We start from the raw sequence: 18,367 nt of genomic DNA on the forward strand, positions 1-18,367 counted from the left end.
TGCAACGTCATCGCCCCGCCCCAGAGAGTCGCCCACTTCGAGCTGCCGCTTCCGGCCAGCCGCTTTCAGCCCATATGCAGAGCAGTTATGCAGCCATGCATTGCATGATTTGCACGGGCAAAAGCGCGCCGAGGCAGTCGAGCTTTTGAGGTTCACCGCTCCAAAAGAGCGTGAAAAAGACGGTTTTTACAAACTTCACAAGAGTGTGGCGAACAGATGAACAGTTTTGCGTCCGCAAATCCCAGCCTTGACCCTCCCCGCCGAACGACAGGGCATCACGCCTGAGTCTGCCGGTATCGCCCTGAAAGGCCGAACGGCCGTCCATCTGGTGCAGTTTTTCTTGGAGAGAGGTTAATGGCGCACAACGATTCCCAAAGCGTAGATGTGGTGCTGGTTGGTGCCGGCATCATGAGCGCGACCCTGGGCGTACTGCTCAAGGAACTCAACCCCGGCATCACCCTGGAAGTGGTAGAGCTGCGCGAGTCCGGCGCAGTGGAAAGCTCCAACCCCTGGAACAACGCCGGCACCGGTCACGCGGCCCTGTGCGAGCTGAACTACACCCCGGAAGGCGCTGACGGCAGCATCGACATCAAGAAGTCGGTGAACATCAACGCCCAATTCGAGGAGTCCAAACAGTTCTGGGCCTACCTGATCGAAAAAGGCGCGATCAACTCGCCGAAGACCTTCATCAACCCAGTTCCGCACATGAGTTTCGTGCGCGGCAACAGCGGTATCGCCTTCCTCAAGAAGCGTTTCGAGGCCCTGCGCCAGCACCACGCCTTCACCGAGATGGAGTACACCGAAGATCGTGCCACCATCGCCGAGTGGGCGCCGCTGCTGATCCCGGGCCGCGACAGTGGCGAGCCGCTGGCGATGACCCGCGTGCAAGCCGGTACCGACGTCAACTTTGGCGCGGTCACCGAACAGATGCTCGCCTACCTGACCACCCAGCCCGACGCCAAAGTCACCTGCAACCAGAAGGTCACCGACCTCAAGCGCGACGGTGACGGCTGGCTGGTGGACATCAAGGACACCCGCTCCGGCGCCACGCGCAAGCTCAAGAGCAAGTTCGTCTTCCTCGGCGCTGGTGGCGGCGCACTGCCGCTGCTGCAACTGTCCGGCATCCCCGAAGGCAAAGGCTTTGGCGGCTTCCCAGTGAGTGGTCAGTGGCTGCGTTGCGACAACCCGGAAATCGTCAAACAGCACCAGGCCAAGGTCTACAGCCAGGCTGCCGTCGGCTCACCGCCGATGTCCGTACCGCACCTCGACACTCGCGTAGTGGACGGCAAGAAATCCCTGCTGTTCGGCCCTTACGCCGGCTTCACCACCAAGTTCCTCAAGTACGGTTCATTCCTCGACCTGCCGCTGTCGGTACGCCCCAACAACCTCGGCCCGATGCTGGCGGTGGCGCGCGACAACCTGGATCTGACCCGTTACCTGATCAAGGAAGTGATGCAGTCCGAAGAGCAGCGCCTGAACACCCTGCGCGGCTTCTACCCGGAAGCCAAGGCCGAGGACTGGCGCCTGGAAGTGGCTGGCCAGCGCGTGCAGATCATCAAGAAAGACAGCAAGAACGGTGGCATCCTGCAGTTCGGCACCGAACTGGTGGCAGCTGCAGACGGCACCATCGCTGCCCTGCTCGGAGCCTCGCCGGGCGCTTCGGTGACCGTGTCGATCATGCTCGACCTGATCCGTCGCTGCTTCCCCGAGCAAGCCAAGAGCGAAGGCTGGCGCACCAAGCTGGATGAGATCTTCCCGGCCATGGCCGAGGTTCTGTCCCACGACGCCGAGCGCTACCGCCAGGTACAGACGCAATCGAACCACCGCCTGCAGCTCGATACACCCAGCGCCTGATCGTCACGCACAAAAAACCGCCCTTCGGGGCGGTTTTTTATGGGCGTTGCTCAGGTTACTGCTGACCCCAGGGCAGGATCGGAATGGCCGTCACAGCATTCTGCGGGCTGCCCTCGATCACCCGGTCGCTGTAGACCAGATACACCAGCGTGTTGCGCTTGGCGTCGAAGAAACGCACCACCTGCATGGTCTTGAACACCAGCGAGGTGCGCTCTTTGAACACCTCTTCGCCGTCCTTGAGCTTGCCCTTGAAGGCAATGGGGCCGACCTGGCGGCAGGCGATGGAGGCCTCGGCGCGATCCTCGGCCAGGCCCAAGCCACCCTTCACGCCGCCTGTCTTGGCGCGCGACAAGTAGCAGGTCACACCGTCGACCTTGGGGTCATCGAAAGCTTCGACGACGATCTTGTCGTTCGGCCCGACCCATTTGAACACCGTCGACACCTCACCGACGGTTTCGGCCAGTGCCAGGCCAGGTAGCACCAGCAGGCTCAGCACACATCCCTTGAACAAGTTCATCGCCCTCTCCTTTCGCGTTCAAACCAGGATGAGATTATCCCGGTGCACCAACTCCGGCTCATCGACATAGCCCAGCAGCTTCTCGATGGCATCGGACGGCTGGCCGATGATCTTCTGCGCCTCCAGCGCACTGTAGTTGACCAGGCCACGGGCAATCTCGCGGCCGTCAGGCGATACGCAGACCACCATCTCGCCGCGACGGAAACTGCCCTGCACCGCCTTCACACCCACCGGCAGCAGGCTCTTGCGATCCTGGCTCAACGCCTTCACCGCACCAGCATCCAGCACCAGGGTACCGCGCGTTTGCAGGTGGCCGGCCAGCCATTGCTTACGCGCCGCCAGCAAGCCGCGCTCGGGAGCCAGCAGCGTGCCCAAGCGCTCGCCGCCCTTGAGGCGGGCCAGCACCTGCTCGATGGCGCCGCCGACGATAACGGTATGCGCACCAGAGCGCGCAGCCAGACGCGATGCACGCAGTTTGGTCTGCATGCCACCACGACCCAGTGCGCCACCGACACCACCGGCGACTGCATCCAGCGCCGGGTCATCCGCACGGGCCTCGTGAATCAGCTTGGCATCGGGATTGTGCCGCGGGTCGGCGTCAAACATGCCGTCGCGATCGGTGAGGATAACCAGCAGATCGGCTTCGACCAGGTTGGCCACCAAGGCGGCCAAAGTGTCGTTGTCGCCAAAGCGAATCTCGTCAGTGACCACCGTGTCGTTCTCGTTGATCACCGGCACCACGTCGAGATCGACCAGCGTGCGCAAGGTGCTGCGCGCGTTCAGGTAGCGTTTGCGGTCGGACAGATCATCATGTGTCAGGAGAATCTGCGCAGTACGGCGGCCGTGCTCGGCAAAGCTGGACTCCCAGGCCTGCACCAGCACCATCTGACCAATCGCGGCGGCAGCCTGCAGCTCGTGCATCGCACTAGGTCGGCTGGTCCAGCCCAGGCGGCTCATACCGGCCGCCACAGCGCCGGAGGACACCAGCACCAGTTCCACGCCCTGCTCACGCAGTGCGACCATCTGCTTGACCCATACCGCCATGGCCGCACGATCCAGGCCACGCCCGTCGGCGGTCAGCAGCGCACTGCCGATCTTCACCACCCAGCGCCGCGCGCCGGTCACCTTGTCACGCATGATCTTCCAACCTTAGCCAGAAAATGATGGGGTCCACCCCACCTACAAAAACGCCGCAATTAAGCGGCGTTGGAAATTTGCTTAATCCCGGACGTAAATGATTTCCGGGCCATCGTCGTCTTCTTCGTCGAGGAAGTCATCGTCCTCGTCGATATCGTCGACACTGCGCACACCGGATTTACGCAGCGCGCGCTGATCGTCCAGCGACTGCAGACGGGCACGCGCCTCGTCTTCGATGCGCTGATCCAGCTCGGCCAGCTCTTCGGCGAATACCGGGTCTTCGGCGATGCGCTCGGCACGCACTTCCAGGTAATGCATGATGTCGCGGCTGATGCGCTCGGTGCCGTCGCGGCTGATGGCCGAGACCACATAAACCGGCCCCTGCCAGTTCAGGCGGGCAACGATATCGGCCTTGCGCGCCTCGCGCTCGTCTTCGGGCACCTGATCCATCTTGTTCAGCACCAGCCAGCGATCACGCTCGGCCAGCGCCGGGCTGAAGCGGCCCAGCTCGTCGATGATCACCTGCGCAGCCTCGGCCGGATCGCTCTCGTCCAGCGGCGCCATGTCCACCAGGTGCAGCAACAGGCGGGTACGCGCCAGGTGCTTGAGGAAGCGAATGCCCAGGCCAGCACCGTCGGAGGCGCCTTCGATCAGCCCCGGAATGTCGGCGACGACGAAGCTCTTGAAGCGGTCGACACTGACCACACCCAGGTTCGGCACCAGGGTGGTGAAGGGGTAGTCGGCGACCTTCGGCTTGGCGGCGGAAACTGCGCGAATGAAGGTGCTCTTGCCGGCATTGGGCAGGCCGAGCAGGCCGACATCGGCCAGCACTTTCAGCTCGAGCTTGAGATCACGCGACTCGCCCGGCTTGCCTGGCGTGGTCTGGCGCGGCGCACGGTTGGTGCTGGACTTGAAGCGGGTGTTGCCCAGGCCGTGCCAGCCGCCTTGGGCGACCATCAAGCGTTGACCGGCCTTGACCAGGTCACCAATCACTTCCTGGGTGGCCACGTCGATCACCGTGGTGCCGACCGGCACCGGCAGGATCAGATCCTCGCCCTTGGCCCCGGTGCAATCGGTGCTGCCGCCCTTCTCGCCATTCTGCGCATTGAATTTGCGCGTATAGCGGTAATCGATCAGGGTGTTGAGGTTGGCATCGGCCTCGAGGAATACCGAGCCGCCGTCGCCACCATCGCCGCCGTTGGGGCCGCCCTTCTCGATGAATTTCTCGCGACGGAAGGCCATCATGCCGTTACCGCCGTCACCGGCTTTTACAAAAATCGAAACTTCGTCGACAAATTTCATGAATACGCCTCCCGCAAGCGCTGCGGGTCAACAGAACAACGTAAAGGCCCTTGCCGGATGACCCCACGCAAACAGCGTGGCGTTATGGGTGATCGGGCAAGAACCCAAGGATACAGAAACAAAAAAGCCCCGTCCTACGGACAGGGCTTTTCCAGCGCGTAGGCGATTAGGCCTGAACGACGCTCACGTAGCGACGGCCGAAAGCGCCCTTCACTTCGAACTTGACCACGCCTTCGACTTTAGCGAAGAGGGTGTGGTCTTTGCCCATGCCCACGCCGAAACCGGCATGGAACTCGGTGCCGCGCTGACGAACGATGATGTTGCCGGCCTTGATGACCTGACCACCGTACATTTTCACGCCAAGGCGTTTACTTTCGGAATCGCGGCCGTTACGGGTAGAACCGCCAGCTTTTTTGTGTGCCATGAGTCAATACTCCTATAAAGGATCGGGGCCGACGAATCAGGCCTGGATACCGGTGATTTTGATCTCAGTGAACCACTGACGGTGGCCCTGACGCTTCATGTGGTGCTTACGACGGCGGAACTTGATGATGCGCACTTTATCGTGACGGCCTTGCGACACGACTTCGGCAACCACTTTAGCGCCGTCTACGACCGGAGCGCCGATCTGAACGTCGTCGCCATTGCCGATCAGCAGAACGCGATCGAAAGTCACGGCTTCGCCGGTGGCGACTTCGAGCTTCTCGATCTTGAGGAATTCGCCTTCGGTGACTTTGTATTGCTTGCCACCAGTAACAATTACTGCGTACATGGTAAATCTCCGTTGATCCTGCTCACCCAGCGCTTTAGAAAAGTCGTTATTGGCTGGCATGGCTGCTTGGGGCCGGAAGTGACACCCTTGCAATTGCGTAAGGCAGGGAAATACCCAGGGGGAAAGTTCAGGGTGCGCGATTGTACGCAAGCGCTGAACGCTTCGCAAGGGGCGCCCGTGCTTACCTTGACAGCCCCTACCCCGCCACCTAGCATGCCGCGCAACCTCAAAGGAGCACCAGTCGCCGATGCAACCCCAGGCTTTCTACCGCGTGGTAGCGGACGATTTCACCGCCGTCGATGGCATCATTCGCCAACAGGTGGTTTCCCGCGTGCCGCTGGTGGAAAAGATCGGCGACTATATCATCTCCGCTGGAGGTAAGCGCCTGCGCCCATTGCTGGTGCTGCTCAGCGGTCGCGCCTTGGGTTACCAGGCCGACGATCTGCGCCTGCTGGCCGCCACCATCGAATTCCTGCACACCGCCACCCTGCTGCATGACGACGTGGTCGACATGTCCGACATGCGCCGCGGCCGCAGCACCGCCAATGCCCAATGGGGTAACGCACCAAGCGTACTGGTGGGCGACTTCCTTTATTCACGCTCGTTCGAAATGATGGTCGAGCTCGGCTCCATGCCAGTGATGAAGATTCTCTCCCACGCCACCCGCGTGATCGCCGAAGGCGAAGTGCTGCAGCTGTCCAAGGTGCGCGACGCCAGCACCACCGAAGAGACCTATATGGAGGTCATCCGCGGCAAGACCGCGATGCTGTTCGAGGCCTCGACTCACGCCGCCGCCGCCCTGGCCGAAGCCAACGAGGCACAGCGTGAAGCCCTGCGTACCTTCGGCGACCACCTGGGTATCGCCTTCCAGTTGGTCGACGACCTGCTCGACTACAAGGGCGATGCAGCCGAACTGGGCAAGAACGTCGGGGACGATCTCGCCGAGGGTAAGCCGACCCTGCCACTGATCTACACCATGCGCGAAGGCACCGAAGAACAGGCTGCTCTGGTACGCCGCGCGATTCAGAAAGGCGGCATCGAAGAGCTGGAAAGCATCCGCGCCGCCGTGGATGCAGCCGGCGCCCTGGAGTACACCGCACAACTCGCGCGCGACTACGCCGAACGCGCCATTGCCTGCCTAGAAGTGCTGCCAGCCGGCGAATATCGCGATGCACTGATCGAGCTGAGCCGTTTCGCCGTCGCTCGTACGCATTAAGACCAGCGGTGCGCACGGCGCACCCTACGGAAAGTCGCGCGCATCATGCCCTTAGGGTGTCGTGGGGCCGCCTAGGCCGTGCGCACCAGCTGACAGAAACGAAAACGCCCCGAACCAGTCGGGGCGTTTTTCGTTCAGGCCTGGCGGATTAGCAGGCCGTTGAAAAACGTAGGCGAGGCAGCCAGTGCAAGGCAAAAACAGGCGAAAAAGCGCAGTTTACGAGTTGTAAATGAGCATTTTGAGCCTGTTTTTAACGCAGCAATGGCAACGCAGGTAGTTTTTCAACAGCCTGTTACAGACGCAGGCCGCCGTCCAGCTCGAGAATACGGCCGGTGTAGTAGTCGTTTTCCAGAATGTAGGCCACCGAATGCGCGATCTCGGCCGGCTTGCCCATGCGCTTGAGCGGAATACCCGAGGTCATCTTCTCCAGGGCTTCCGGCTTCATGCTGCCGGTCATCTCGGTCTCGATGAAGCCCGGCGCCACGCCCGCGACGCGAATGCCGTAACGCGCCAGCTCCTTGGCCCAGACCACGGTGTCGGCAGCGACACCTGCCTTGGCAGCGGAGTAGTTGGCCTGGCCCATGTTGCCCGCGCGCGAAATGGAGGAGATGTTGACGATCGCACCCTCGTTCTTCAGCTCGATCATCTTCGCAGCTACTTCGCGAGTGCAGAGGAACACACCGGTCAGGTTGACATCGATCACCGCCTGCCACTGCGCCAGGCTCATCTTGGTCATTTCACCATCCTTCACACGGATGGTCAGGCCATCACGCAGGATGCCAGCATTGTTGACCAGGCCATTAATTGCGCCGAAGTCATCGGCCACCTGGGCGACCATATGGGTCACCTGCTCTTCATCGGCGACGTTGCACAGATAGGCACGGGCGTCACCGCCGGCAGCCTTGCAAGCGGCCACGGCTTCGTCGAGCTTTTCCGCGTTCAGATCGACCAGCGCCAGCTTGGCACCCTTGGCCGCCAGGTACTCACCCATGGCGCGGCCCAGTCCCTGGCAACCGCCAGTGATGATGATGACTTTGTCTTTCAGTTGCATCGCTTTATCCCCTCAAGGTGCAGCATTTACCGACCCCGCTGATGCCCGCTAACCGCTATGCTAGGGCGTCTGTCCGTTTCTGACGGATTCTTTGCGAGGAGTCATAAGGTGAGCGTGAAAGCCGGCAAGCATGCACGAGAATTGCTGCTCAAGGAATACCGTGGCGTGCTCAGCACCCACTCCAAGGCCATGCCGGGTTTCCCTTTTGGATCGGTGGTGCCCTACTGCCTGGACGCCGAGGGCCGGCCGCTGATCCTGATCAGCCGTATCGCCCAGCACACCCATAACCTCGGGCAGGACGCCAAATGTTCGCTATTGGTCGGCGAACGTGGCGCAGAGGATGTGCAGGCGGTCGGCCGCCTCACTTTGCTCGCCGAAGCACGACAGTTGCATGACGAGAGCGAAATCGAAGCGGCCGCACAGCGTTATTACCGCTTTTTCCCCCAGTCGCGCGACTACCACCGGGCGCATGATTTCGATTTCTGGCGGCTGGAGCCGGTGCGCTGGCGCTTCATCGGCGGCTTCGGGGCCATTCACTGGCTCGACCAGGTAAACCTGGCCAACCCCTTTGCGACGGACGGCAGCGAAACGAGCATGGTCGAGCACATGAACGAAGACCATGCCAAGGCCATTGCACATTACGTCGAACTGGCCGGCCTGCCGCAACACGAACCGGCGCAAATGGCCGGCGTCGACACCGAAGGCTTCCACCTGCGCATCGGCCAGAGCCTCTACTGGCTGGCCTTTCCAACATCCTGCAACAACCCGGGGCAGGTACGCGAAGCCCTGGTGATGCTGGCTCGCGCCGAGAGCTGGCCGACCAGTGGTGCGCCTTCAGCTTGAATTCAGGCCATCACCCCATACTTAACCCCTACTGGAAGCCCACTTCCGCCAAGGACCCACTGAAATGCGCGCCTTTTTGTTTCTCTTCCTGCTGTTCCCGATCATCGAGCTGGCCCTGCTGATCAAGGTCGGCAGCGCCATTGGCGTGCTGCCCACCCTGCTGCTGATCATCGGCACCGCGATTCTCGGTAGCGTGCTGCTGCGCGTCGCCGGGGTCGCCACGGCCTGGCGCGCCCGTGAAAAACTCTCGCGTGGCGAGCTGCCCGAACAGGAAATGCTCGAAGGCCTGTTGATCGCCGTCGGCGGTGGTCTGCTGCTGTTGCCGGGCTTCATCAGCGACATTTTCGGCGTGCTCTGCCTGATTCCGTTCACCCGCCGCCTTTTGGTTGGCAAGATTCGCCGCCGTGCCGAGGAGCAGGCCCTGCGTCAGCGCGCCTTCTTCGATGACCAGGCCGCCCGCACCGGCAAGACCAACCCCAACGTGCTCGAAGGCGAGTACGAACGCCGCGACTGATCCCTACAGTTCTGCAGGAGCCGGCTTGCCGGCGATCCCTCTCTGGCTGATCGCCGGCAAGCCGGCTCCTACACACGTTCGCCCCTCTCTGCAGCACAAAAAATTTCATCCCCGCCCCTTGAAATGCCCTTGCCCGCCCACATGTAGCAGTCACCGCAAGGTGCCTGCCCCTGAGGCAGTCCGACTTTCGCGGTGCGCCCAGCGTGCCGCGCCCGGCCTCGCCGGATTTTACAAACCCGCCGACCAATCAAGAGTCGGCAAGTTGGCCATTCAATTGTTAGGAGAGATCGACAATGAAGCTTCGTCCTCTGCATGACCGCGTCGTGATCCGTCGCAGCGAAGAAGAGACCAAAACCGCGGGCGGCATCGTGCTGCCGGGCTCGGCCGCCGAGAAGCCGAACCAAGGTGAAGTCGTTGCCGTCGGTACCGGTAAGGTTCTGGATAACGGCGAAGTCCGTCCGCTGGCCGTCAAGGTCGGTGACAAGGTGGTATTCGGCCCGTACTCCGGCAGCAACACCGTCAAAGTCGACGGCGAAGACCTGCTGGTAATGGGCGAGAACGAAATCCTCGCTGTCGTCGAAGCCTGATTCCCACGAATCTCCGTTTAACCTTCAAGAATTTGAGGACTGATCAACATGGCTGCTAAAGAAGTCAAGTTTGGCGATTCCGCCCGCAAGAAAATGCTCGTTGGCGTCAACGTACTGGCCGACGCCGTCAAAGCTACCCTCGGCCCGAAAGGCCGTAACGTGGTTCTGGCCAAATCCTTCGGCGCCCCGACCATCACCAAAGACGGTGTGTCGGTTGCCAAGGAAATCGAACTGAAAGACGCCTTCGAAAACATGGGCGCCCAGCTGGTCAAGGACGTAGCGTCCAAGGCCAACGACGCAGCCGGTGACGGCACCACCACCGCTACCGTTCTGGCTCAAGCCATCGTCAACGAAGGCCTGAAGTCCGTCGCTGCCGGCATGAACCCGATGGACCTGAAGCGCGGCATCGACAAGGCGACCACCGCCATCGTTGCTCAGCTGAAAGACCTGGCCAAGCCGTGCGCCGACTCCAAGGCCATCGCCCAGGTAGGCACCATCTCCGCCAACTCCGACAGCTCCATCGGTGACATCATCGCCGAAGCCATGGACAAGGTCGGTAAAGAAGGCGTCATCACCGTTGAAGAAGGCTCGGGCCTGGAAAACGAACTGTCCGTCGTAGAAGGCATGCAGTTCGACCGCGGCTACCTGTCGCCGTACTTCATCAACAAGCCGGACACCATGGTTGCCGAGCTGGAAGGCCCGCTGCTGCTGCTGGTCGACAAGAAGATCTCCAACATCCGCGAACTGCTGCCGGTTCTGGAAGCCGTTGCCAAGGCTGGCCGTCCGCTGCTGATCGTGGCTGAAGACGTCGAAGGCGAAGCGCTGGCTACCCTGGTCGTCAACAACATGCGTGGCATCGTCAAAGTCGCTGCCGTCAAGGCTCCGGGCTTCGGCGACCGCCGCAAGGCCATGCTGCAGGACATCGCCATCCTGACCGGCGGTACCGTCATCTCCGAAGAAGTTGGCCTGTCCCTGGAAAGCGCCACTCTGGAGCACCTGGGTAACGCCAAGCGCGTCGTGCTGAACAAGGACAACACCACCATCATCGATGGTGCTGGTGCTCAGGTCGACATCGAAGCCCGCGTTGCACAGATCCGCAAGCAGGTCGAAGAAACCTCTTCCGACTACGACAAAGAGAAACTGCAAGAGCGTCTGGCCAAGCTGGCTGGCGGTGTTGCCGTGATCAAGGTTGGCGCTGCCACCGAAGTCGAGATGAAAGAGAAGAAAGCCCGCGTTGAAGACGCCCTGCACGCTACCCGCGCAGCCGTCGAAGAAGGCGTGGTACCTGGCGGCGGTGTAGCCCTGGTACGTGCCCTGCAGGCCATCGACGGCCTGAAAGGCGACAACGAAGACCAGAACGTCGGTATCGCTCTGCTGCGTCGTGCTGTCGAAGCGCCGCTGCGTCAGATCGTAGCCAACGCCGGCGGCGAGCCGAGTGTAGTGGTCGACAAGGTCAAGCAGGGTTCGGGCAACTTCGGCTTCAACGCCGCGACCGACACCTACGGCGACATGATCGAGATGGGTATTCTCGACCCGGCCAAGGTCACCCGTTCGGCGCTGCAAGCTGCTGCTTCCATCGGCGGCCTGATGATCACCACCGAGGCCATGGTTGCCGAAGCGGCTGACGACAAGGCTCCGGCCATGCCTGATATGGGTGGCATGGGCGGTATGGGTGGCATGGGCGGCATGATGTAAGCCGACCGGCTCCCACGCAGCACAAAGAACCCCGCGCCCGTCGCGGGGTTTTTTATTGCCCGCGAAGCAGTCAGACCGATCGGAAGTTCACAGACATTTCCTGTGGACTCGGGAACGTTGTTTGCTTATGTTTTGTTACAAGCCTGAACAACGTAGTGCGCGTTCACGAGACGAGCACTGCGCAAACCTCCAATAGAAGAAGAAAAACATGGCCCTTTGCAGCACGAGCGAAATTCCCCAGCAGGCATTCCAACACTGGTGGCAACAGCAAGGTGATTGGGTCGAAGAGCCCAACGTTCGTCGCGGCGGCGAAAGTGGTGTGCAGCGCCTGCTGGATGAAACCGGCGTGCTCTACGCCAAGAAACAGATCGGCCATATCTACCGCAGCCTGCTGCACCCGCAGGGGCGCCCCACAGTCCTGCGCGAACGCAAAGCCCTGCAGGCCCTGCCCTCTCTGGGCGTGATGGTGCCGCGGATGATCTATTGCGGTATCGATTATGACCAGCAGCAAGGCTGGCGCGGCCTGCTGGTAACCGAGGCATTGGAAGGCTTTGAGAACATTGAGTTCTGGTACGCCCAAGGGGGGCGTGAGACGTGCGGTGAGGCATTACATACCCAGCTGCTGCAACTGGTTGGTGCAACCCTGGCGCGCATGCACCTGGGACGCTGGCAGCACGGTTGCCTGTACGCCAAACACATCTTCGTGCGCATCGACGGCGAAACGCCGCAGGTGGCCCTGCTCGATCTGGAAAAAAGCCGTCGCCGTCTGACCCGCGTGCAGGCCGCTCAGCACGACCTGCCGCAGCTACGACGCCATAGCCCCTGGTCCGACGCCGACTGGCAACAACTGTTGCAGGGCTATCGCCAGATATTCGCCGATGGAGCCAAAGGTCTCGGCACAGCTATTGCCTGAGTAAACGACTGCCGGCCCAGTGCCGGCAGTGCTTTATCCGCAACACCTCGCTCCATCCGCATTACCCCCACCAGGAAGTGGCTCTACCTCGCACCTTTTCGCCAGGTAACGAGAAAGTCTGCAGGCAACTGCACCTGCCAAGGCCGGCTGTTACACGGTGCCGTGACCGGCACCTAAGGTTACGTTAAGACGTTACCTGCACCATTGTTGAACCAACCGACCAGGCCCGAGTCCCAGCACAGCCCCGGCTGATGCCAGCTACACGCTAAGACCGTTCGTCGCATGAGACGACGACAAGGCAATGGGTGATCTAGGTTTAGCGAACAGCGTTTGGCAGCGCTTTCAAGGGGTTAGCAAAATGAAATTAGAAATAGCACGAGGTTTGTTCCTTGGCCTCGCACTCAGCGTAACGGCAATCGCCGCCGCAGCCTGGCAGGAGCCCGGCCCACGCGTACTGGAAGCGCAAGCCTGCACCGCTGTGGAACCCTGTCCAACCGCGCCTTTGCGCAAGCAGGTACAGCCCGCAGCCAACCCGGACGCCAACCTGCTGGTGCTGATGTTCGGCCTCAGCGGCGCGATGAAGGGCGAGCACTGATCAACTCTGATCACCACGCACCACGGCCAGTTGGCGGGCGCGGTCGAGCGTCAGGCGCACCATGCAGTCGTAGCTGAATTCGCCGAACACCGAATAGGGCTGGTCCTCGCCATAGGGTTTGCATTCGGCATCACGCATCGCGATCCAGTTACGCTGCGCCTGGCGCAGTGCCGTACCCGCCTCGTCCGATAGCTGCCTCTGGCGCTCGCGGTAAGCCGCATTGAGCAGCGCATCGGCATCGCCCAACACCAACGCACTGATCCCGCCAAGCGCCATCACGTTCTGCGGCAATGCCAGAGGCATCTCGGCGTTCCAGTTGTAGAAGCCATTGGTCTCGACCCGCAAACGTGCCGTGGGCCGGCTGTAAAAGTCGTCGTGATGCGGCTGCAGCTGGGTGCGATAGACCAGCTCCAGATAGATCGGGTCACTGGCACGTTCCGGTTTGGCCAGCAACGTCTGGTAGATCGGCTGCTGAGCACCGCTGCCCTCGTCGATGCTCACCTCGAAACAACTGTTCGGTGCCAGGCGTTCTCCCGGCTCTCTGGCCACCGGACATTTGCTGACGATGGACTCCTGATCGGTACCGAAAGCCTCGTCCAGCACGCGCACCAGCAGACGCACCTCCGGTGCCTGTGAGAAATCGGCGTGAACGACGGTAGCAGTGAGCGTGCCTTCTGCGGCCGCAACGAGCGGCGACAGGCACAGAGCGAGCAGCACGGGCATGCGCATAGATAACCTTCCCTGGCGATGAAAACGAGTCGGCATGATGCTTAGCACCACGCTGCCTGACAAGCAGGTGGCCATGAAGGCGAGCAGTGGTTCTCGCAGCGCATCGGGCGACAGGCCAATAGTGGCGTTTTAGAGCCTCTCGTTCAGTTTTGATTAAGTAAGAATCTTTATCGTTGCCCCGGAAGTGACCAACCGGTCACAGGCGTTTGGCTGGCAGTCGAGAACGTCACCGATGAACATCACAGGAGATGCAACGATGAACTCAACCGCTTCCCGAACCGGCAAGACCCTGCACCCCGTTGCCAAGGACCAAGCCCAGGCCGCCCTGCACCAGCTGGTGCAGGGCTTTCGCCGTTTTCGCCAGGAGGTCTACCCGCAGCAGCAGGCGCTGTTCAAGCGTCTGGCCTCGGCGCAGTCACCCAGCGCCATGTTCATCACCTGCGCAGACTCGCGCATCGTGCCGGAGCTGATTACCCAGAGCGACCCCGGCACCCTGTTCGTCACCCGCAACGTGGGTAACGTGGTGCCGCCCTACGGGCAGATGAACGGTGGCGTTTCCACGGCCATCGAGTACGCCGTGCTGGCGCTCGGCGTGCAGCACATCATCGTCTGCGGCCATTCCGACTGCGGTGCGATGAAAGCCGTGCTCAACCCGGCCAGCCTTGACGGCATGCCCACGGTACGCGCCTGGCTGCGCCATGCCGAGGTGGCGCGCAGCGTGGTGGCGGACAACTGCAACTGCGGCAGCGCCCATGAAACCCTCGGCGTGCTGACCGAGGAGAACGTGGTAGCCCAGCTCGACCACCTGCGCACTCACCCCTCCGTCGCCGCCCGTCTGGCCAGCGGCCAACTGCACATCCATGGCTGGGTCTACGACATAGACAGTGGCGGCATTCGTGCCTACGACGCCGCTTCGGGCAACTTCCTTGCGCTTGATGGCGACGAGCAGCCCTGCGCCACCCCGCAACCGCGCTACGCCAGCGCCTGATCCCCCCATTTCCCTGAGCCTGCGCCGACTGATGGCGCGGGCACGGGCTGCTTTTGCCCGTAGATCGGGCCAGGAGAGATATTCATGACTGTATTTCGCACACTGCCACGGGACGCGCTGGCGTCCGTGGTGGTCTTTCTCGTCGCCCTGCCGCTGTGCATGGGCATCGCCATCGCCTCCGGCATGCCGCCGGCCAAGGGCTTGATCACCGGCATCATCGGCGGCCTGGTGGTTGGCTTCATCGCCGGTGCCCCGCTGCAGGTCAGCGGCCCAGCGGCAGGACTGGCCGTGCTGGTGTTCGAACTGGTGCGCACCCACGGCATGGCCGCACTCGGTCCGGTGTTGCTGCTCGCCGGCCTGATTCAGCTGGTCGCTGGCACCTTGCGCCTGGGGAGCTGGTTTCGCGTCACCGCGCCTGCTGTGGTCTACGGCATGCTCGCCGGCATCGGCATCCTTATCGTGCTGTCGCAGGTGCACGTGATGATCGACGCTGCGCCCAAGGCCTCCGGCCTGGACAACCTGCTGGCCTTCCCTGGCGCGGTGCGTGATGCGCTGAGCCTGCTCGGCAGCAACGCCATGATCGCCGGCGCAGTAGGCCTCGGCACTATCGCCAGCATCTGGCTGTGGGAGCGCTTTCGCCCGGCGCCGCTGCGCTTTCTGCCTGGGGCGCTGGTCGGGGTGACGCTCGCCACCCTGACCAGCCTGTGGCTCGCGTTACCGGTCAAGCGCGTGGAACTGCCAGCCAACCTCGGCGATGCCATCGACTGGATCACCCTACAGGGCCTGGCCAGCCTGGCCGATCCGCAACTGCTGATCGCCGCCCTCGCCTTGGCCTTTATCGCCAGTGCCGAGACGCTGCTGTCTGCCGCCGCTGTCGACCGCATGCACGATGGCCCGCGTGCGCGCTTCAACCGCGAACTGTCTGCCCAGGGCATCGGCAACATGCTTTGCGGTGCAGTCGGCGCCCTGCCGATGACCGGCGTGATCGTACGCAGCTCGGCCAACGTTCAGGCCGGTGCTCGCGGCCGCGCCTCGACCATCCTCCACGGTGCCTGGCTACTGGCCCTGGTCGCTCTGCTGCCGGTCGTACTGCAGAGCATCCCGGTGGCCAGCCTCGGCGCGGTGCTGGTGTACACCGGCTGCAAACTGGTCGACCCCAAGGCCATGCGCAACCTCGGCCAATACGGCCGCGCCCCGGTGTTCATCTATATCGCCACCGCGCTGTGCATCGTCTTCACCGACCTGTTGACCGGCGTGCTGGTGGGCTTTGGCCTGACCTTACTGAAACTGGTGTGGAGCGCCTCGCGCCTGCGCGCGAAGCTGGTGCCCACCGGCCCGAACAGCGCCGAACTGCGCATGAGCGGCGCCGCCACCTTCCTGCGCGTACCGCAGTTGGCCAAGATGCTGGCCAGCGTCGAACCGGGCACCCGCCTGCACCTGAGCCTGGCGCGGGTCAGCTACATCGACCATGCCTGCATGGAACTGCTGGAAGACTGGGGCCGCTCCGCTCGCGCTCAGGGTGGCGGGCTGGAGATCGTCGAAGGGGCGGCTTTGAAACGCCGAGTAGAGGGCAGACAGCGCACCGCGCTGGCCTGATTGCACCACGGCTCACTCACCCAGGTCGGTGAATGAGCCAGGTCAATGGATCGACTGACGGACTATGGCGCAACGCCATTATTCGCAGTAATGTCGATCCATCGCCCAGCAAGGACGCACCATGGCCAGCAAACCCAATACCGCCCGCCAGCATAAGCACTTCGCTGTTTTGATCGACGCGGACAACGCCCCCGCCGCCATCGTCGAAGGCCTTTTCGAAGAAATCGCCAAGTACGGCGTCGCCAGCGTCAAACGCATCTATGGCGACTGGACGCAGCCCAACCTCGGCAGTTGGAAGAAAGTGCTGCTCGACCACTCCATCCAGCCGATCCAGCAGTTCGCCTATACCAAGGGCAAGAACGCTACCGACAGCTCGCTGATCATCGACGCGATGGACCTGCTCTATACACGACGCTTTGAAGGCTTTTGCCTGGTTTCCAGCGATAGCGACTTCACGCGGCTGGCAGCACGTCTGCGTGAGGAGGGACTGGAGGTGATCGGCTTCGGCGAACAGAAAACGCCGCAGCCCTTTGTGAAGGCCTGTGACACCTTTATCTACACTGAACTGCTGCGCGACGACGCGAACGAATCGGAAAGCGCTGCCCCGCAACAACCTGAACCTCCAGAGCCAAAACCTGCTACCGGCAACACGACAACTCCCGCTGAAAACGCCCCAGCAGAACCCAACCGACCGAAAGTCCCAGTGAAGCTAATCACCAAGGTTATCGACGACATTTCCGACGAAGATGGCTGGGCCTTCATGGGGGCGCTAGGTAACAACCTGCGCAAACTGAAATCCGACTTCGATCCGCGCCTCTATGGATTCAAGAAGCTGAGCGACCTGATCAAGGCGCGCAACGGACAGTTTGAATTGCAGGAGCGAGGAGTTACGGCAACGGGCGGGAAGGAGTTGTTTGTACGAAACCGCAAGGCAGCAGTTAAACAATGAAGTGGTGGACAATCTTCGCGCCGACCGCCCTCAGCATCTCGTAACAGTCACATCACAGACACCAACGTCGCAATAAACAAAAACAACTCACTTACAAGCAACGAAACAAGGATCTGTAGTGGTCAACCCATCCCGGACAGTGGGTTAAGTTTTTCCTCGGCCACCGCAGGCGGTAGCCCATCGTTGAATTGATGTGGCCTGACCCAGTTGTAGCGATGCATCAGGTAGTGGCTGATGTCCCGTTGTGCCTCCTGGGCTGTCAGGTAACCGGTCGGCGGAACCCACTCCGACTTCAGACTCCGGAACAACCGTTCCATCGGTGAATTGTCCCAGCAGTTACCTCGACGGCTCATGCTCTGTTCCATCCGATATCGCCACAACCGCTGCCGAAACAGGCGGCTGGCGTACTGGCTGCCCTGATCGGAATGAAACAGCACCTGCTGCGGTTTGCCTCGTTGCTCGTAGGCCATATCCAGCGCCTTGATGACCAACTCCGCATCCGGCTTGGCGGAGAATGCCCAGCCAATTACTCGTCGTGCATGCAGATCCAGCACCACCGCTAAGTAATTCCAGCGGCCTTGCGCCCAGATGTAGGTGATATCGCCGCACCACACCTGATTGGGGCGCTCAGTTGTGAACTCACGGTTCAGCCGGTTCGGGATATCTGGCCGTTCAACTGTAGCCTGCTTGTACGCGTGCGAGCCTGGTTGTTTGCTGACCAGGCCCAACTCGCGCATTAACCGACGCACGCGAAAGCGGCCAATGCTTACGCCATCCTCACGCAGCATGCCCAGAACGCTTCGGCTACCAGCCGATCCTCGACTCTGGTTGAACAGCTGATTGACCTGGCTGCGCAGGGCAACCCGGCGTGCATCAACCCGGCAGCGCCGTAGACGATGGGCGTAGTAGCAAGACCGCACCACATCGAAGGCTGAACAGACCACTTCCACCGACTCCCGCTCACTCAACTGGTCTATCAGCGCGTACGATTGAACTCGTCCGACATCAAGAGACGGACCACATCGAAGGCTGAACAGACCACTTCCACCGACTCCCGCTCACTCAACTGGTCTATCAGCCCGTACGTTTGAACTCGTCCGACATCAAGA

18 protein-coding genes and 1 pseudogene are annotated in these 18,367 nt (G+C 61.7%); 11 read left to right on the forward strand and 8 right to left on the reverse strand.

The window, feature by feature from the left end; all coding sequences use genetic code 11:
- Window positions 1–354: 354 nt before the first annotated feature.
- Window positions 355–1,854, forward strand: a complete 1,500-nt coding sequence (mqo, locus tag RTH74_RS22735; RefSeq protein ID WP_316916139.1) for a malate dehydrogenase (quinone) — start codon at window positions 355–357, stop codon at window positions 1,852–1,854.
- A 55-nt stretch (window positions 1,855–1,909) separates the two neighbouring features.
- Here mqo and RTH74_RS22740 read toward each other — a convergent pair whose 3' ends face one another.
- The 5 genes from RTH74_RS22740 to rplU all read right to left on the reverse strand — a co-directional run bounded on the left by RTH74_RS22740 (window position 1,910) and on the right by rplU (window position 5,582).
- Window positions 1,910–2,371: a CreA family protein gene (locus tag RTH74_RS22740; RefSeq protein ID WP_316916140.1), complete on the reverse strand. Its 462-nt coding sequence runs from the start codon at window positions 2,369–2,371 to the stop codon at window positions 1,910–1,912.
- An 18-nt stretch (window positions 2,372–2,389) separates the two neighbouring features.
- Complete coding sequence (gene proB, locus RTH74_RS22745; protein ID WP_099526154.1) at window positions 2,390–3,508, reverse strand: glutamate 5-kinase; 1,119 nt, start codon at window positions 3,506–3,508, stop codon at window positions 2,390–2,392.
- An 81-nt stretch (window positions 3,509–3,589) separates the two neighbouring features.
- Window positions 3,590–4,810: an Obg family GTPase CgtA gene (gene cgtA, locus RTH74_RS22750; RefSeq protein ID WP_316916141.1), complete on the reverse strand. Its 1,221-nt coding sequence runs from the start codon at window positions 4,808–4,810 to the stop codon at window positions 3,590–3,592.
- Window positions 4,811–4,976: 166 nt separating this feature from the next.
- Window positions 4,977–5,234, reverse strand: coding sequence for a 50S ribosomal protein L27 (gene rpmA / locus RTH74_RS22755; RefSeq protein WP_004424545.1), 258 nt, complete (start codon window positions 5,232–5,234; stop codon window positions 4,977–4,979).
- A gap of 36 nt (window positions 5,235–5,270) precedes the next feature.
- A complete protein-coding gene (gene rplU / locus RTH74_RS22760; protein ID WP_004424548.1) occupies window positions 5,271–5,582 on the reverse strand; it encodes a 50S ribosomal protein L21 in 312 nt (103 codons plus the stop codon).
- A gap of 247 nt (window positions 5,583–5,829) precedes the next feature.
- Here rplU and RTH74_RS22765 point away from each other — a divergent pair, with 247 nt between their 5' ends.
- Complete coding sequence (locus tag RTH74_RS22765) at window positions 5,830–6,798, forward strand: polyprenyl synthetase family protein (RefSeq protein WP_316916142.1); 969 nt, start codon at window positions 5,830–5,832, stop codon at window positions 6,796–6,798.
- Between the two features lie 292 nt (window positions 6,799–7,090).
- Here RTH74_RS22765 and RTH74_RS22770 read toward each other — a convergent pair whose 3' ends face one another.
- The gene (locus RTH74_RS22770) at window positions 7,091–7,849 is read right to left on the reverse strand and encodes an SDR family oxidoreductase (RefSeq protein ID WP_125833870.1); all 759 of its coding nucleotides are present in this window, start codon (window positions 7,847–7,849) and stop codon (window positions 7,091–7,093) included.
- A 108-nt stretch (window positions 7,850–7,957) separates the two neighbouring features.
- Here RTH74_RS22770 and RTH74_RS22775 point away from each other — a divergent pair, with 108 nt between their 5' ends.
- From RTH74_RS22775 to RTH74_RS22800, 6 genes are all read left to right on the forward strand, one after another.
- Window positions 7,958–8,692: a HugZ family protein gene (locus tag RTH74_RS22775; protein ID WP_316916143.1), complete on the forward strand. Its 735-nt coding sequence runs from the start codon at window positions 7,958–7,960 to the stop codon at window positions 8,690–8,692.
- Between the two features lie 64 nt (window positions 8,693–8,756).
- Entirely contained in the window at window positions 8,757–9,206 is a 450-nt protein-coding gene (locus tag RTH74_RS22780) for an FxsA family protein (protein WP_106733576.1), read from the forward strand.
- A gap of 293 nt (window positions 9,207–9,499) precedes the next feature.
- Entirely contained in the window at window positions 9,500–9,793 is a 294-nt protein-coding gene (locus RTH74_RS22785) for a co-chaperone GroES (RefSeq protein WP_017675400.1), read from the forward strand.
- Between the two features lie 48 nt (window positions 9,794–9,841).
- Window positions 9,842–11,488, forward strand: a complete 1,647-nt coding sequence (groL, locus tag RTH74_RS22790; RefSeq protein ID WP_099526159.1) for a chaperonin GroEL — start codon at window positions 9,842–9,844, stop codon at window positions 11,486–11,488.
- A 208-nt stretch (window positions 11,489–11,696) separates the two neighbouring features.
- Complete coding sequence (locus RTH74_RS22795) at window positions 11,697–12,401, forward strand: lipopolysaccharide kinase InaA family protein (RefSeq protein ID WP_316916144.1); 705 nt, start codon at window positions 11,697–11,699, stop codon at window positions 12,399–12,401.
- Between the two features lie 358 nt (window positions 12,402–12,759).
- A complete protein-coding gene (locus RTH74_RS22800) occupies window positions 12,760–12,996 on the forward strand; it encodes a hypothetical protein (protein ID WP_099526161.1) in 237 nt (78 codons plus the stop codon).
- Here RTH74_RS22800 and RTH74_RS22805 read toward each other — a convergent pair whose 3' ends face one another.
- Complete coding sequence (locus tag RTH74_RS22805; protein ID WP_316916145.1) at window positions 12,997–13,725, reverse strand: lysozyme inhibitor LprI family protein; 729 nt, start codon at window positions 13,723–13,725, stop codon at window positions 12,997–12,999. It abuts the gene before it with no gap.
- A gap of 256 nt (window positions 13,726–13,981) precedes the next feature.
- Here RTH74_RS22805 and RTH74_RS22810 point away from each other — a divergent pair, with 256 nt between their 5' ends.
- From RTH74_RS22810 to RTH74_RS22820, 3 genes are all read left to right on the forward strand, one after another.
- Window positions 13,982–14,713, forward strand: coding sequence for a carbonic anhydrase (locus RTH74_RS22810; protein WP_316916146.1), 732 nt, complete (start codon window positions 13,982–13,984; stop codon window positions 14,711–14,713).
- Between the two features lie 84 nt (window positions 14,714–14,797).
- The gene (locus RTH74_RS22815) at window positions 14,798–16,309 is read left to right on the forward strand and encodes a SulP family inorganic anion transporter (protein WP_316916147.1); all 1,512 of its coding nucleotides are present in this window, start codon (window positions 14,798–14,800) and stop codon (window positions 16,307–16,309) included.
- A 121-nt stretch (window positions 16,310–16,430) separates the two neighbouring features.
- Window positions 16,431–17,258 carry an NYN domain-containing protein gene (locus tag RTH74_RS22820; protein ID WP_316916148.1) on the forward strand — a complete coding sequence of 276 codons (828 nt, stop codon included), beginning with the start codon at window positions 16,431–16,433 and terminating at the stop codon, window positions 17,256–17,258.
- A 122-nt stretch (window positions 17,259–17,380) separates the two neighbouring features.
- Here the strand turns inward: RTH74_RS22820 and RTH74_RS22825 are convergent.
- Window positions 17,381–18,271, reverse strand: a pseudogene (locus RTH74_RS22825) (IS3 family transposase); the annotation flags it as partial.
- Window positions 18,272–18,367: the final 96 nt, after the last annotated feature.

It is taken from the genome of Pseudomonas sp. zfem001, from assembly GCF_032621725.1.
GTDB classification, from domain to species: domain Bacteria; phylum Pseudomonadota; class Gammaproteobacteria; order Pseudomonadales; family Pseudomonadaceae; genus Aquipseudomonas; species Aquipseudomonas sediminis.

Excerpts from the sequence above, each read along its gene's own strand:
- mqo (WP_316916139.1), top strand. The coding sequence starts at position 355 with ATGGCGCACAACGATTCCCAAAGCGTAGATGTGGTGCTGGTTGGTGCC.
- RTH74_RS22740 (WP_316916140.1), bottom strand. The coding sequence starts at position 2,371 with ATGAACTTGTTCAAGGGATGTGTGCTGAGCCTGCTGGTGCTACCTGGC.
- proB (WP_099526154.1), bottom strand. The coding sequence starts at position 3,508 with ATGCGTGACAAGGTGACCGGCGCGCGGCGCTGGGTGGTGAAGATCGGC.
- cgtA (WP_316916141.1), bottom strand. The coding sequence starts at position 4,810 with ATGAAATTTGTCGACGAAGTTTCGATTTTTGTAAAAGCCGGTGACGGC.
- rpmA (WP_004424545.1), bottom strand. The coding sequence starts at position 5,234 with ATGGCACACAAAAAAGCTGGCGGTTCTACCCGTAACGGCCGCGATTCC.
- rplU (WP_004424548.1), bottom strand. The coding sequence starts at position 5,582 with ATGTACGCAGTAATTGTTACTGGTGGCAAGCAATACAAAGTCACCGAA.
- RTH74_RS22765 (WP_316916142.1), top strand. The coding sequence starts at position 5,830 with ATGCAACCCCAGGCTTTCTACCGCGTGGTAGCGGACGATTTCACCGCC.
- RTH74_RS22770 (WP_125833870.1), bottom strand. The coding sequence starts at position 7,849 with ATGCAACTGAAAGACAAAGTCATCATCATCACTGGCGGTTGCCAGGGA.
- RTH74_RS22780 (WP_106733576.1), top strand. The coding sequence starts at position 8,757 with ATGCGCGCCTTTTTGTTTCTCTTCCTGCTGTTCCCGATCATCGAGCTG.
- RTH74_RS22785 (WP_017675400.1), top strand. The coding sequence starts at position 9,500 with ATGAAGCTTCGTCCTCTGCATGACCGCGTCGTGATCCGTCGCAGCGAA.
- groL (WP_099526159.1), top strand. The coding sequence starts at position 9,842 with ATGGCTGCTAAAGAAGTCAAGTTTGGCGATTCCGCCCGCAAGAAAATG.
- RTH74_RS22795 (WP_316916144.1), top strand. The coding sequence starts at position 11,697 with ATGGCCCTTTGCAGCACGAGCGAAATTCCCCAGCAGGCATTCCAACAC.
- RTH74_RS22800 (WP_099526161.1), top strand. The coding sequence starts at position 12,760 with ATGAAATTAGAAATAGCACGAGGTTTGTTCCTTGGCCTCGCACTCAGC.
- RTH74_RS22805 (WP_316916145.1), bottom strand. The coding sequence starts at position 13,725 with ATGCGCATGCCCGTGCTGCTCGCTCTGTGCCTGTCGCCGCTCGTTGCG.
- RTH74_RS22810 (WP_316916146.1), top strand. The coding sequence starts at position 13,982 with ATGAACTCAACCGCTTCCCGAACCGGCAAGACCCTGCACCCCGTTGCC.
- RTH74_RS22815 (WP_316916147.1), top strand. The coding sequence starts at position 14,798 with ATGACTGTATTTCGCACACTGCCACGGGACGCGCTGGCGTCCGTGGTG.
- RTH74_RS22820 (WP_316916148.1), top strand. The coding sequence starts at position 16,431 with ATGGCCAGCAAACCCAATACCGCCCGCCAGCATAAGCACTTCGCTGTT.